Source organism: Hyphomonadaceae bacterium BL14, assembly GCA_027627705.1.
GTDB lineage: Bacteria > Pseudomonadota > Alphaproteobacteria > Caulobacterales > Maricaulaceae > Oceanicaulis.
The window spans coordinates 2,529,706-2,543,849 of the sequence record CP091242.1 but is presented as its reverse complement, the minus strand read 5'-3'; the positions used below and the strand labels follow the sequence as shown (position 1 = coordinate 2,543,849).

At 68.1% G+C, this 14,144-nt stretch carries 10 protein-coding genes and 1 pseudogene; 6 read left to right on the top strand and 5 right to left on the bottom strand.

The features are described 5' to 3' along the window. Nucleotides 1-13: 13 nt before the first annotated feature. A pseudogene (locus L2D00_12370) lies at nt 14-1,135 on the bottom strand (NADP-dependent malic enzyme). A 186-nt stretch (nt 1,136-1,321) separates the two neighbouring features. Continuing rightward, nucleotides 1,322-3,247 carry a beta-lactamase family protein gene (locus L2D00_12365; protein ID WBQ12634.1) on the bottom strand — a complete coding sequence of 642 codons (1,926 nt, stop codon included), beginning with the start codon at nt 3,245-3,247 and terminating at the stop codon, nt 1,322-1,324. Nucleotides 3,248-3,372: 125 nt separating this feature from the next. On the opposite strand from L2D00_12365, the gene mutS reads away from it, so the two are divergent. Beyond that, complete coding sequence (gene mutS, locus L2D00_12360; GenBank protein WBQ12633.1) at nt 3,373-6,057, top strand: DNA mismatch repair protein MutS; 2,685 nt, start codon at nt 3,373-3,375, stop codon at nt 6,055-6,057. A 4-nt stretch (nt 6,058-6,061) separates the two neighbouring features. On the opposite strand, the gene L2D00_12355 is transcribed toward mutS, so the two are convergent. Then, nucleotides 6,062-6,997 (bottom strand): methyltransferase domain-containing protein, encoded by a 936-nt coding sequence (locus tag L2D00_12355; GenBank protein WBQ12632.1) that lies wholly within the window; start codon nt 6,995-6,997, stop codon nt 6,062-6,064. On the opposite strand from L2D00_12355, the gene L2D00_12350 reads away from it, so the two are divergent. Genes L2D00_12350 through L2D00_12335 form a run of 4 tightly spaced genes read left to right on the top strand, consistent with a single transcriptional unit; the run spans nt 6,985 to nt 9,376 of the window. After that, nucleotides 6,985-7,770, top strand: coding sequence for a ComF family protein (locus L2D00_12350; protein WBQ12631.1), 786 nt, complete (start codon nt 6,985-6,987; stop codon nt 7,768-7,770). The two genes, L2D00_12355 and L2D00_12350, sit on opposite strands and share 13 nt — an antisense overlap. Before the next feature lie 27 nt (nt 7,771-7,797). Further along, complete coding sequence (gene grxC / locus L2D00_12345) at nt 7,798-8,064, top strand: glutaredoxin 3 (GenBank protein WBQ12630.1); 267 nt, start codon at nt 7,798-7,800, stop codon at nt 8,062-8,064. Continuing rightward, nucleotides 8,061-8,885 carry a carbon-nitrogen hydrolase family protein gene (locus tag L2D00_12340; GenBank protein WBQ12629.1) on the top strand — a complete coding sequence of 275 codons (825 nt, stop codon included), beginning with the start codon at nt 8,061-8,063 and terminating at the stop codon, nt 8,883-8,885. The genes grxC and L2D00_12340 overlap by 4 nt, the downstream gene beginning before the upstream one ends. After that, on the top strand, nt 8,882-9,376 hold the full coding sequence (locus tag L2D00_12335; GenBank protein ID WBQ12628.1) for a DUF1178 family protein: 495 nt from the start codon (nt 8,882-8,884) through the stop codon (nt 9,374-9,376). Before L2D00_12340 ends, L2D00_12335 begins: the two co-directional genes overlap by 4 nt. Nucleotides 9,377-9,416: 40 nt before the next feature. Here the strand turns inward: L2D00_12335 and L2D00_12330 are convergent, their stop codons facing one another. Continuing rightward, nucleotides 9,417-10,619, bottom strand: coding sequence for a pentapeptide repeat-containing protein (locus L2D00_12330; GenBank protein WBQ12627.1), 1,203 nt, complete (start codon nt 10,617-10,619; stop codon nt 9,417-9,419). Between the two features lie 170 nt (nt 10,620-10,789). On the opposite strand from L2D00_12330, the gene selD reads away from it, so the two are divergent. Beyond that, a complete protein-coding gene (selD, locus tag L2D00_12325; protein ID WBQ12626.1) occupies nt 10,790-12,979 on the top strand; it encodes a selenide, water dikinase SelD in 2,190 nt (729 codons plus the stop codon). Between the two features lie 15 nt (nt 12,980-12,994). Here selD and L2D00_12320 read toward each other — a convergent pair whose 3' ends face one another. Then, nucleotides 12,995-14,023: an aspartate-semialdehyde dehydrogenase gene (locus L2D00_12320; GenBank protein WBQ12625.1), complete on the bottom strand. Its 1,029-nt coding sequence runs from the start codon at nt 14,021-14,023 to the stop codon at nt 12,995-12,997. Nucleotides 14,024-14,144: the final 121 nt, after the last annotated feature.

Here is a 14,144-nt window from a genome sequence, read left to right as displayed (position 1 = left end):
CCGGGATGGGCCGGCGGGCCACACCCGACTCCATCGCCGCCTTGGCCACATAGGGCGGGACATGGCTGATCAGGCGCGGGTCGAAGGGGGCGGGAATGATGTAATCCTTGCCGAATGTGGGCCGGGCACCGTGATAGGCGGCGGCGACCTCGTCGGGCACGTCCTCGCGCGCCAGCTCGGCCAGCGCCATCACGGCGGCGATCTTCATCTCCTCATTGATGGTTTTGGCGCGTACATCCAGCGCCCCGCGGAAAATATACGGGAAGCCCAGCACGTTATTGACCTGGTTGGGATAATCGGACCGGCCCGTGGCCATGATGGCGTCGGAGCGCGTGGCGCGCACCTCTTCGGGCGTGATCTCCGGATCGGGATTGGCCATGGCGAAAATGATGGGATTGGCGGCCATGGACCGGACCATGTCCTGATCCACGGCACCCTTGACCGACAGGCCGATGAAACAGTCCGCGCCGCTGAGCGCATCGGCCAGCGTGCGCGCGCCGATATCGGCAGCGTGGGCCGATTTCCACTGGCTCATGCCGTCGATGCGGCCCTTGTAGATGACGCCCTTGGAGTCGCACAAAATCGCGTTGTCATGGGCCACGCCCATGGCCTTGATCAGCTCCAGCACGGCGATGCCCGCCGCGCCCGCGCCATTGACCACGACTTTCAGGTCCTTGATGTCGCGCCCGGTCAGCTCGCAGGCATTGATGATGCCGGCCGCGGTGATGATGGCTGTGCCATGCTGGTCATCGTGGAAGACCGGAATATCCAGCGCCTCGCGCAGGCGCTGCTCGATGATGAAGCACTCCGGACCCTTGATGTCTTCCAGATTGATGCCGCCGAACGTATTGCCGAACCGGCGCACGCATTCCACGAAGGCGTCGGGATCGTTTTCCTCCACCTCGATGTCGATGGCGTCCACATCGGCGAAGCGCTTGAACAAAACCGCCTTGCCCTCCATCACCGGCTTGGAGGCGGCGGCGCCCAGATCGCCCAGGCCCAGAATGGCGGTCCCGTTGGAGATCACCGCCACCATATTGCCCTTGGAGGTGTAGTCGTAGACCGCGTCCGGATCGGCCGCGATCGCCTTGACCGGCGCCGCCACGCCCGGCGAGTAGGCCAGCGACAGATCCCGCTGGGTCGCCATGGGCTTGGTAGGTTGCATTGCGATCTTGCCGGGCGTGGGATAGCGGTGGAAGTTCAGCGCTTCCTCATCATCCACGCGGGGGCGGCGGTCGGTCATGGCGGGGTGTTCCTGGGTCACGAGGAGCGGGTCCGGACCCGTAACCTACAAGGTTCGCGCGCGGCGGCAAACTCGCTGTCAGCCTCCGGCATGCCCGCCAAAGGCGAGGCCCCAATTGATCAGCGCCCAGGCCAGAAACGCCAGCGCAGCGGCGAACAGAGCATGGTGCAGCTTGCGCCAGACCGACCAACCCGACATGGCGATGGCCGGAACCAGCGCTGTAACCGCCAGCACCGCCGCGACGACCACCGCGCCGGCCAGCGCCATCGCCACACGCAGTGCGGGCGGCGGATAGTTCATCATCAGTTCAAGCGTGAAGTCAGACATGGCGGCCATCGCCGCGCCGAGGCTCGCCAGGAAAGCGGTCACCAGCGCCGCAGCGGCAAGATTGAAGATCGAGATCGCCCGCCCGCGCCCGGTTACAGCTGCGGACGGCGCGGCGAGGCGCCGCCACAGGCCAAGCCAGGTGGTCAGGGACAGGAGCAAGGCACCGCCCGCCGCCGCGAACAGAAGATTGGGATCGGTCGACAGGCCCACCCGCTCCCAGGTCTGCGTGCCGAGCGAGTCGGACAGGCCGGTGACTGAGCCGTCCGGGCCGCGCAATGCGATAATGCGTGCGCCATGGCGGTCCTGCCACACATCGGCGCCGACGGGCACCCACCGCTCCTGTCCCGAAGCCGTGTCCGCCGTCAGGGCGCCGGTGTCGTCCGCCGTCACGCTCAACATCGCGCCGGCGGCGAAAATGCGCTCCACGCCCGTATGCACCCGCCGGTTGGCGATATAGCGTCCCGCCGCTGCCTCGGCCCGCTCAATCGCATCTGCGGGCGCAGACGGCACCGGCCCGGCGAGACCCGCGTCTTCGATCAGACGGGCCAGGATGAGATTGGAGACGCGGACGGCGGGCGTTATGGCCGGCGCGGCGTTCTGGGACACGAACACGCCCGCGCCCAGCTCCGGCGCAAAGGCCATCAGGGTCATGAACTCATTGATGAAACCGCCATGGCCGAACACGTCCACGCCATCGACGCGCCAGTGCATGAAGCCGTGGGCCATGTCGGCACCGCCGGAACGGTCGTCATAGAGCCGGGTGAGCATGCGCGCATGGGTCTGGGCCGGCATGAGGCGCACCCCGTCCAGCTCGCCGCCGTTCAGATGAAAGCGCATCCAGCGCGCCATGTCGGCAGCGGTCGAGGCCATGGAGCCCGCAGGGCCGAACGCGCCGATATCGAGGCGCTCGACCGGCTCTGCAGCGCCGGAACGAATGCGATAGCTCACCGAAAGCGGCGGCTGATCGGGGCGGGCGTCAGCTTCCAGAAACGTGGTCGCATTCATGCCCAGCGGCTGAAGAATGCGGGTGTAGAGGAACTCGCCATAGCTGAGGCCCGAGACGTCCTCCACGACCTGGGCGGCCAGCACCGAGCCCCAGTTGGAATAGGCGGTGGCCTCCCCCCGTCCCATCACCTGGCGCGGCTGCGTGCGCGCCAGCGCCTCGGGCCGGTCGAAGGCAGCGAACTGCGGCAGGAAGATCGCAAAACTGTCCTCCAGCCCCGGCCGGTGGCTCATCAGCTGGGCCAGCGTGATCGGCTCACCGCCATGCCCGGCCTGAAAGCCTGTGAGGTAGGTGTTCACATCCGCATGCAGGTCCAGGACACCTTCGGCCTCCAGCATCATCACCGCGGTCCAGATGAAGGTTTTCGACACCGAGCCGATTTCGAAGCGCACGGTCTCCCCGTCCGCCGCGCGGCCCGCCTCGACATCGCTCAGGCCATAACCCTTGGCGAGGACATCATCGCCCTGCACCACCGAGACGATCAGGCCGGGAATGTCGTGCTCGGACAGGAAGGCCGCGGCCAGCCCGTCGGTGAAGGCCTCGAGGCCATTGAGGTCACGCTCCGGCAGCTCACGCACGGCGGGCACCGGTGCCTGAGCCTCGGGCAGCGGGGCGTCCTGCGCGCCCGCCAGCGCCAGCGCGCCGGCCAATGCGATCAGTATCGATGCCGCCATGGTCTGCCCTCCCCGATAAACCGGCCTTCAGGCCAGAGCATGCCGGAGAGGCGGGCGGGCTGTCAGCTTAAATCGGTCGGCGCGCCGGCCTTGCTCCGCGCACGCGCACGGGTAATTTGCGCACGATGACCCGTCCCGCCGATCCCGACACGCTGATGCAGCGCGCCTTCCCCACGCCGGAGGGGGCCACGCCCATGATGGTGCAGTTTCTCGAGCTGCGGGCGCAGGCCCCGGCGGAAGCGCTGCTGTTCTACCGCATGGGCGATTTCTACGAGCTGTTCTTTGACGACGCCGTGCGCGCCGCCGAGGCGCTGGACATCGCCCTGACCAAGCGCGGCGAGCATCAGGGCGAGCCCATCCCCATGTGCGGCGTGCCGGTCCACCACGCCCAGAGCTATCTGTCGCGCCTGATCAAGGCGGGTTTCAAGGTCGCCGTGGGCGAGCAGATCGAGGACCCGGCGGAAGCAAAAAAGCGCGGCGCCAAATCGGTCGTGCGCCGGGCCATCACCCGCATCGTCACGCCGGGCACGCTGACCGAAGAAGACCTTCTGGATGCGCGCAGCGCCAACCGTATCGCATCGCTGGCCCGTCTGGCCGACGGCACGCGGGCGCTGGCCTGGGCCGATGTGACTGACGGCACATTCGCGTCTACGGCGCTCAGCACAGACGAGGCGCTGGAGGCCGAGCTGGCGGCGCTGAACCCGTCCGAGCTTCTGTGCGCGGACGAGGATGCGCGCCTGGCCGCCATGCTGGCCCCGTCCGCGGCGATCACGGCGCGCGCGCGGGCCAAGTTCGATCCGGGCGCAGGCGAACGCCGGCTCAAGCAGCGCTTCGAGGTGCAGAGCCTGGAGGCGTTCGGCGATTTCACCCGCGCGCAGATCGCCGCGCTGGGCGCGCTGCTCGACTATCTGGAACTCTCGCAAGCAGGCGCGCCCGCCCGCCTGACGCCGCCGCGCTCTGAACGCGCGGGCGGGGTGATGGCCATCGATCCGGCGGCCCGCGCCAGCCTGGAGATCGAGCGCACGCTGACCGGCGCGCGCAAGGGCTCCCTCATCGAAGCCATTGACCGCACGGTGACCGCCCCCGGCGCCCGCCTGCTGGCTGAGCGTCTGGCGCGCCCGTCCATGAACGCAGGCGAGATCCATGCGCGGCTGGACGCCGTGGCCTGGTTCGCCGGGGACCGGGCCGTGCGCGCCAGCGTGCGCGAGCGCCTGAAGGCCGCCGGGGACCCGGCGCGCTGCCTGACCCGGCTTCTGCTGGGGCGAGGCGGGCCGCGCGATCTGGCCCAGCTGGCGCGCGCCCTGAAGGAGGGCGAGCGCCTGATTGCGGCGTTCGCCAGGGAACGCCTCGCCAACCCGCCCGCCAGCCTTGCCGCGGCGCTGGATGCGCTGTCTCTCGCGGCGCGGCCTGAACTGGCGGCTCTGGTGGCGGATGCTGAACGCGCGCTGATCGCCGAACCGCCCCTGCTGGCGCGTGATGGCGGTTTCGTTGCGCCGGGCTGGGACCCGGCGCTGGACGAGGCGCGCAGCCTGCGCGACCAGTCGCGGCGGGTGGTGGCGGGCCTGCAGAAAACCTATGCCGACCAGACCGGCGTGGCGGGCCTGAAGGTCAAGCACAACAATGTGCTGGGCTATTTCATCGAGGTGACGGCACGCCATGGCGACGCGCTGATGGGCGACCAGGCCTTCATCCACCGCCAGACGATGGCCAATGCGGTGCGCTTCTCCACCCCGGAGCTTGGGGAACTGGAAGCCAAAATCGCTCAGGCTGGCGAGCGTGCCCTGGCCATGGAGCTGGAGGCGTTTGAAGCCTTCCGCGCGCGGGTCGAGGCTGAAGCGAGCGCCATCCGCGCCGCGGCGTCCGCGCTGGCGGCGCTGGACCTGGCCGCTGCGAACGCTGAATGGGCCGCGCAAAGCGGCGCGTCCCGGCCCGAGGTGGATGACTCATTCGTCTTCGAGGTGGAGGGCGGGCGCCATCCGGTGGTGGAAGCGGCGCTGGCACGCACGGGAGAGGGCCGCTTCACGCCCAATGCCTGCACGCTGGATGGCGCGGGCAAGACCCATCCGCGCCTGATGCTGGTTACGGGCCCAAACATGGCGGGCAAATCCACCTTTCTGCGCCAGAATGCGCTGATCGCGGTGATGGCCCAGGCAGGGTTGTATGTCCCCGCGAGCAAGGCGCGCATCGGCCTGGTGGACCGGTTGTTCTCGCGCGTGGGCGCGGCGGATGATCTGTCGCGCGGACGCTCCACCTTCATGGCCGAGATGATCGAGACCGCCGCCATCCTCAACCAGGCCGGGCCGCGCGCGCTGGTGATCCTCGACGAGATCGGGCGCGGCACGGCGACGTTTGACGGCCTGTCCATCGCCTGGGCCGCGGTGGAGCATCTGCACGCGGTCAATCGCTGCCGCGCCCTGTTCGCCACCCATTATCATGAGCTGACGCGGCTGGTGGACGCGTTGGAGGCCGCAGGCAATTGCTCGTTGCGGGCCAAGGAATGGAAGGGCGAGCTGGTCTTCCTGCACGAGGTCCAGCCCGGCCCCGCCGACCGCTCCTACGGCGTGGAGGTGGCCCGCCGCGCCGGGCTTCCCTCCGCCGCCGTGGCCCGGGCCCGCGAAATCCTCGACCGCTTGGAATCCGACGGCGCCCCCGCCGCGGCGCTGGCCGACCTCCCCCTCTTCTCCGCCGCCCCGCCCGCCCCGGCGCCCAAGCCCAGCCAGGTGGAGGCCCGCCTCAAAAGCGTCGACCCGGACGGCCTCAGCCCGAAAGACGCGCTGGAGCTGATCTATGCGCTGAAGGGGATGGTTTAGGGGGCTAACCCCCCGCCTTCTCTCCCGCGCCCTGCTCCTTCACCCCCAGCGCATCGGCCAGCCGGACTTTCGCCGATCCGGGGCGCAGGGGTTTGGGTTGGCCGGGGTGGGGGGCCCAGCCGGCCATGTGGAGGACCTCAAAGCGGGCGGGGATGCGGCGGTCAGGCTCGGCAAAGCGCTCGGCGTAGATCTGCGCGGCGCGCACGAACAGGGCGCGGGTCGCAGGCGTGCGGGGGCGCTGAGTGAGCGCGCTGGTCTCGCCCATCTTGCGCAGATCGCGCATCAGGACGAAGGCGTTGCCATAGCGCGCGGTGACCCGGTCCACGTCCGAGACCGGCAGGGCGAAGCCGGCCCGGCCCATCAGGCCGGCCATATCAAACGCATCGGCAAAGGGCGAGACGCGTGGATGGGCGCCGCCCTTGAGCTCGCTTTCAGCCGCCAGCAGAGCCTGGCGCAGCTCTGTGAGCGTCGCCCCGCCCAGCATGGCCCCGGCGAAGAAGCCGTCGGGTTTCAGCGCATGATTGATCTGGATGAGCGCGCCCACGAGATCATTGGTCCAGTGCAGCGACAGGCAGGACAGGACAAGGTCTACGCTTTCAGGCGCGATGGGCAGGGCCTCTTCATCGAGGCACACGGCGGGGCCCGAGCTGAGCGCGGCCATGGTTGGGGAGAGGTCCGCTTCGATCAGCGTGCCGATCTTGGCGGCGGCAAGCGGGCGGTTCTTCAGGGCGCGCCCCACCGCCCCGCCACCGCCCAGCACCAGGGCGACCGGAAAAGCACGCGACACACTCTCCACCCGGTCAAGCAGGTCATCGGCGACTCGCGCATGAAGGAAGTCATAGGCTATAAATTCGCCTGCAGCGCGATTGCGGCGGGCGCGCACCAGCGCCCGGTCGAACAGGCGCGGCGGATAAGCGGAGGGCGAGGGTGAAGCAGCCATGGTCGGGATATGCACGCTTTGGCCTGGCGGGCAAAGCCGGGGCTGCGATTGCGCGCCTGCTCGATCTGATCTGGCCACCGCTCTCGCCTCTGTCGGGACGCCCGGTGAGCGAGCCGGGATTGCTGGATGCCAGCGACTGGGCACGCATCCAGTTCCTGGCGCCGCCCTGGTGCAAGTCCTGCGGCATCCCCTTCGCCTATCCATCCGCGCCGGAGATGATCTGCCCGGCCTGCCATGCCCGCGCGCCGGCCTATACCCATGCGCGCTCGGCCTTTGTCTATGACGCGTCCAGCCGGGCGCTGGCGCTGGGGTTGAAGCATGCCGGGCGGACGGATGGCTTAAGCGCGTTCGGCCGCTGGATGGCGCGCGCCGGGAGTGAGTTCCTGCCCGGCACCGATGTGCTGATCCCGGTGCCGCTGCATCGGCGGCGCCTGCGCCAGCGCCGGTTCAACCAGTCGCTGCTGCTGGCGCAGGCGGTCGGGCACGCCAGCGGTGTGCCGGTGGACCCCCATGTGCTGATGCGGGTGCGCGCCACACCCACCCAAGGGGGCCTCAGCGCCGGGGGGCGGACCCGCAACGTGGCCGGAGCCTTCGCGGTGCGGGCGGGCCACGCGGAGACGATCAAGGGCAAGCGGCTCGTCCTCATCGATGACGTCCACACTACAGGTGCCACGCTGGAAGCGTGCGCGCGCACACTCAAACGCGCCGGGGCCGCCTCGGTGTGCGCGCTGACGCTGGCGCGCGTTGTGAAACCGGTGAACCTCATTAAATAAGGGGTGTCAGCACCGGAGTTCGCCGTCATGGCCGTCACGATCTATACCCGCCCTTTCTGTCCCTATTGCGTCCGGGCGGTGGATTTGCTCAAGAAGAAGAATGTGGGTTTCGAGGAGATCGAGGCCGGATTTGATCCGCAGAAGAAAGCGGAAATGGTCGAGCGCGCTGGTGGCGCACGCACCTTCCCGCAGATTTTCATCGGGGATGTTCACGTGGGTGGGTGTGACGACATGATGGCACTGGAGCGCAAGGGCGCGCTGGACGCGCTGCTGGCCAAGGCCAGAGACGCATGAGCCGGGTCAAGCTCGCCCTGGTCCAGATGCGCTCGGGCATTGATCCGGCGCGCAATATCGATGACGCCGGCGCGATGATCCGCGAGGCTGCGGCCAACGGCGCGCGCCTGGTGGTGACGCCGGAAGTCACCAATCTGGCCCAGCGCGATGCCGGCGCGTTGTTCGACGCCCTGCGCACGCCGGGCGAGGATCCGGCGCTGGTGCGCTTTTCCGATCTGGCACAGACGCTGGGCATCGACATTCTGGTGGGCTCGCTGGCCCTGCTGGGCCCGGACGGGCGGGCGGTGAACCGCTCCTGCCTGTTTGGTCCCGATGGTGCGCTGAAAGCCAGCTATGACAAGATCCACATGTTTGATGTCTCGCTGGGGGCCGGCGAGGAATATTCGGAATCGGAAAACTATGCGCCCGGCGACCGGGCGGTGATGGCGGACGCGGCCGGGCTCAAGCTTGGCCTGACCATCTGTTATGACGTGCGCTTTGCGTATCTCTACCGCCGCCTCGCCAAAGCCGGCGCCAATGTGATGACCGTGCCCAGCGCGTTTACCCGCCCCACGGGCCGGGCGCACTGGGAAGTGCTGCTGCGCGCGCGTGCGATCGAGACCGGCAGCTTCGTGCTGGCACCGGCCCAGGGCGGCAAGCATGAGGACGGTCGCAAGACCTGGGGACACTCCATGGTGGTGGGGCCCTGGGGCGAGATCATCGCGAGCCTGGCCCATGACGAGCCGGGGCTTCTCTACGCCGAGATCGACCCGGAAGAATCGCGCGATGCCCGTATGCGCATCCCGTCGCTGAAAGGCGACCGGGAGATGTCCGGCCCATGATCCGCTACGCCCTGGCGTGCGACGGGGATCACAGCTTCGAGGCGTGGTTTTCCAGCTCTGACGCCTATGACGGCCAGGTCAAGCGCGGTCTGGTGGAGTGCCCGCACTGCGGCTCCACGCAGGTGCGCAAGCAGATCATGGCCCCGGCCGTGCGCACATCTCGCGCCAGGGAGGCGCGTGAGACGCTGCGCCATGACACGCCTGACACCGCTGCGGACGCCGCGCCCGGAATCAATACAACGGACGACCTCACAACGGACGACCTCGAGGCCGTGGCGCGCAAGGTGCGCGCCCACATCCGCAGCCATTACGACTATGTGGGCGAGGATTTTGCCAGACAGGCGCGCGCCATCCATGCCGGCGACGCGCCACAGCGCCTGATCTATGGCGAAACCACCCCGGCTGAACGCGCGCAACTGAGCCAAGAGGGTGTTCCGTGCGCACCCCTGCCCGAGCCCTTTGCACCGGTCCCGGCCAAGAAAGCCCATTGAGCCGGCCGGCCCGGCGGGTTTGCGTGCAGGCCGCTGCGGATCAAATCACGGGAACCGGGCTCCCGGGAACCGGATTCACAGGCACCGGATTCACAGAAACCGGAACGGCCAGTTCGAGGCCATTTTCGATCTGTGTCTGGTCGAACCGGGCCCCGTCCGTTTGTGCCCCGTCGAATGACGGGTAGAACTTGCGCCCGCTCGCACCCACGAAAGCCGTCAGGTTGGCCTTGGTGAACACGGCGTGCTTGAGATCGCAATCGCGGAAACTCACCCCTTGGAGCAAGGCACCGGTGAAGTTCGCCCCGCGCAGATCGGCCCCGTCGAACACGGCTCCAACCAGTGAGGCGCCGGCGAAACTGACGCTCGCCCCGCATACCCCGCGCATATTGGCCCCGACCAGCCCCTTGCCAGCCAGTGCGTCGCCGATCACCCGCAAGTCCGAGCCGGCCAGATCGGCACGTCCGCCCTCCTGGCCATACGTGCGCGTATACTGATCCAATTTGCGCACAGCCTCCAGCCACTCCGCCCGGCGCAGCTTGAGCGCCTCGGACGGATCGCGCAGCGCGCCGTCAAAGCTTGCACCGTCCAGACGCGCATTGCCAAAAACCACGCCGCTGAGCACGGCATTGTCGAACTTGGCACCGCGCAAATCGGCAGTGCTCAGGGACGCGCCATCCATCAGCGCCCCGGAAAAATCCGCGCCCGCCAGTTTGGCGCACCCGAAATGGGCACCGGCGAGCGAGCTGTCACGAAAGTCCACCGCGCCGTCAGGGAAGCGGGATTCATCATCCGGCACCCAGTCCATCTTGGAAAGTTCCTTGTCCCGTTCGCTTTTGAACAGAACCGCTCTTCTGAAATCGGCACCGTCAAGATTGGCCCTGTAGAGATTGGCACCGCGCAGTATTGCGCCGCGCAGATCCGCCCGCTCCAAATTGACGCCCCGAAAGTCAACAGATATCAGTGAGGCGCAATAGAGCGACGCAGAACGCATGGTGGAAAGCGTAAAATGGCTATGGCTGAGATCGCAGCCAACAAATTCAATGTCGTTGAGCTTTCGATTGATCAGACGTAAATTCGGCATTCTTTCCATGCGGAAAGCAACGCGGCATCCGCCCGGGCGACCCATGACGTATGCTTCATGCGACCGAATTAAATCTGCGATGCTCATAATGCCCTCCGTCGCGACTGCATCGGTGCGAAAAACACTCCTTCGTTTCTTTTGAAACTGTATGGATCTGTTCAAGTTAATATCGAGTAGGTGAAGTGATGCACAGGCCCACACCCCTCCGGCACGCCATCGGCGCACCGGGTGCGGGCATCATCTGTTCCAGCGAGCCCGGTTGGGGATGGGCGCAGGCGGTGAGACGCCCTGGCCACTGGCGTGGACACGCCGGACGGAGCTAGGTTGGCGCGATGCTGACCCGTTCCGCCCCGCCCGCGACCCTGACGCGTGATCTCGTGCTTGTCGGCGGCGGGCATGCCCATGCGCTGGTGCTCAAACGCTGGGGGATGGTAAAGCTTCCCGGCGCACGGGTGACGCTGATCCATCCCGGTGCCACCGCACCCTATACCGGCCTGCTGCCCGGTCATGTGGCGGGTCACTACCCTCGCGATGAGCTTGAGATCGATCTGGTGCGGCTGGCGCGGTTTGCGGGCGCACGGCTGGTACCGGGTATGGCTGAGGGAATCGACCCGGTTGAGCGGCGGGTTCATGTGACAGGGCGCGCGCCGGTGCGCTTTGATGTCCTGTCGCTGGATATCGGCATTGCCGGTGCCATCCCCGATGTGCCCGGCGCCAGGCACATGCTGGCGGCCAAGCCGCTGGACGTGTTCGCGGCACGCTGGGCGGACTTCATGCGGGCGGTGCAGGCCGGGCAGGCGCGCGCGCAGGTGTGCGTCATCGGTGCCGGTGCCGCCGGGGTGGAGCTGGCGCTGGCGGCCATGCACCGGCTGACAGCGGCGGGCGCGCCGGACGTCTCTGTCTCGCTGGTCGAGGCCCGGTCCGGGATTGTCAGCGATCTGCCGGGCGGGCCGCGCCGCGCCCTGATTCGCGCCCTGGAGCGGGCGGGTGTGCAGGTGATCACGGGGGCCAGCATCGCTCGGGTCGAGGCAGACGCGGTGACCCTCGCCGATGGCTTGCGCCTGCCCGCCGCCCTGACGCTGTCAGCCGCCGGGGCGCGGCCTCATGGCTGGCTCGGGCGGACCGGGCTCGCCCTGCATGAAGGCTATGTGGCGGTGGATGCGCACTTGCGCAGCACCTCGCACCCGAATGTTTTCGCCAGCGGTGATTGCGCCCACCTGACCCATGCGCCCCGGCCCAAGGCCGGCGTCTATGCCGTGCGCGCCGCGCCGGTGCTGGCGCGCAATCTGGAAGCGGCGCTGCGCCAGACCGGACGGCTGGAGCGCTTCGCGCCCCAGGGCGATTATCTGCGCCTGATCTCGCTGGGCGGGCAGCGTGCGCTGGCGTCGCGCAATGGCTTCAGCCTCGCCGGCGGCTGGGTCTGGCGCTGGAAGGACCGGATCGACCGCGCGTTCATGGAAGGTTTGAGCGATCTGCCGGTCATGGCCTCCCAGCCCCTGCCGGCGCGCACCGCCGCGGGTCAGGACAGGGACGCACCGCCCCTGTGCGCGGGCTGCGGCGCCAAGGCGGGCCGCGGGGCCTTGTCCGAGGCGCTGGCCTCCCTGCCCGCGCCAACCCGCGCCGACCTGCTGACCGGACCCGGCGATGACGCGGCGGTACTGGTTCATGGCGCAGGCGTGCAGGTGATCACCACCGACCATGTGCGGGCCTTCACCGATGATCACGGCCTTCTGGCGCGCATCGCGGCGGTGCATGCTCTGGGCGATGTGTGGGCCATGGGTGCGGTGCCCCAGGCGGCGCTGGCCCAGATCATCCTGCCACCCATGAACGCCGCCCTGCAGGCCTCGTCGCTGACGGAAATCCTGGCCGAGGCGGGCGCGGTGCTGCGCGATGCCGGCGCGGAGCTGGCAGGCGGGCATACCAGCCTGGGTGCCGAGCTGACCATCGGTTTCACGATCACCGGGCTGGCCGGCAGACCCGTGCGCCAGTCCGGCGCGCGCGCGGGCGACGTGCTGATCCTGACCAAGCCCATCGGCACCGGCGTCATTCTGGCTGCCGAGATGCGTCTGGCCGCACGCGGGCGGGATGTCATGGCGGCGCTCGAGATGATGGCCCGGCCCCAGGGCCGCGCCGCCGCCATCCTTGCAGCCGCGGCCAGCGCCCTCACCGACGTCACAGGCTTTGGCCTGGCCGGGCATCTCGCCAGCCTGCTGGGACCTGAAGGACCGGGTGCGCAGATCACGCTGGACGCCATACCGGTCCTGTCCGGCGCGCTCGATCTGGCGCAAGCCGGTGTGCGCTCGTCCCTGTTCGCGGACAATGTGGCGGGTGCAGGACCCGTGCACGCGCCGGACGGACCGTTGCGCGATCTGCTCTTCGACCCCCAGACGGCGGGCGGGCTGCTGGCGGCTGTGCCTGCAGAGACAGTTGACGCAACCCTTACCGCGCTCCACGCCGCCGGCGAGCCGGCCTGGCGCATCGGGGTGGTCAGCGCAGGGTTTGCCGGTATCCGGGCGCGATAGGGCGGAGAAAAACCCCTACCGCCCCTTCAGCCAGCCGGCGTTCAGGCACACCTCGGCGATCTGAACCGCGTTCAGGGCTGCGCCCTTGCGCAGATTGTCGGCGACGATCCACATGGCCAGGCCGTTTTCCACCGTCGGATCTGTGCGGATGCGGCTGACGAAGGTGGCGAACTCGCCCACGCTTTCCACCGGGGTGATGAATTGCGGATCGTCATCATCGGCGCGGTCGATGACCATGAGACCGGGCGCCTCGCGCAGCACGCTGCGGGCCTTGGCGGCGCTCAGGGGGCGCTCCAGCTCCAGATGGGCGGCGACGCAATGGCCGACGAACACGGGCACGCGCGCGCAGGTGGCGAAGAGGCGGATTTTGGGATCGAGGATTTTCTTGGTCTCGACCATCATCTTCCACTCTTCCTTCGTGGCGCCGTCCTCCATGAAGTCGTCGATCTTGGGAATGATGTTGAAGGCGATCTGCTTGGGGAAGTGCTCGGGCGTGGCCTCGTCATTGACGAAAATGCCGCGGGTCTGGGTCCACAGCTCGTCCATGCCCTCCTTGCCCGCGCCGGACACCGACTGATAGGTCGCCACGCTGGCGCGCACGATCCCGGCCAGATCATGAATGGGTTTGAGCGCCACCACGGTCTGGATCGTCGAGCAATTGGGATTGGCGATGATGTTCTTCTTCGGGCGCGTGGCGAGGGTTTGAGGGTTCACCTCCGGCACCACCAGCGGCACGTCCGGATCCATGCGCCAGGCCGAAGAATTGTCGATGACCAGCGCGCCGGAGGCCGCGATCTTGGGTGCCATAGCCTTGGATATGTCGCCGCCCGCGCTCATCAGCACCAGATCGACGGTGGAATAATCGAACGCATCAGCGTCCTTAACCTTGAGCGTCTTGTCGCCATAGGACAGTTCGCGCCCCATGGATTTGCGGCTGGCGAGCGCATGGACGGTGGCAGCCGGGAACAGGCGCTCGGCCAGAATGGTCAGCATTTCCGCGCCAACCGCGCCGGTGGCGCCCAGAACGGCGATATTGAGGGGCATGGGGCGGGTTCCTGTGGTGGAGGTTTCTCCCCCCGCCTGCGGGGGGAGCCGTTCGAAGGACCAAGGGGGATGCCAAACTCCCCCTCCGTCAGCGTCGCGGACTTTCGGCGTGTCGATCGAT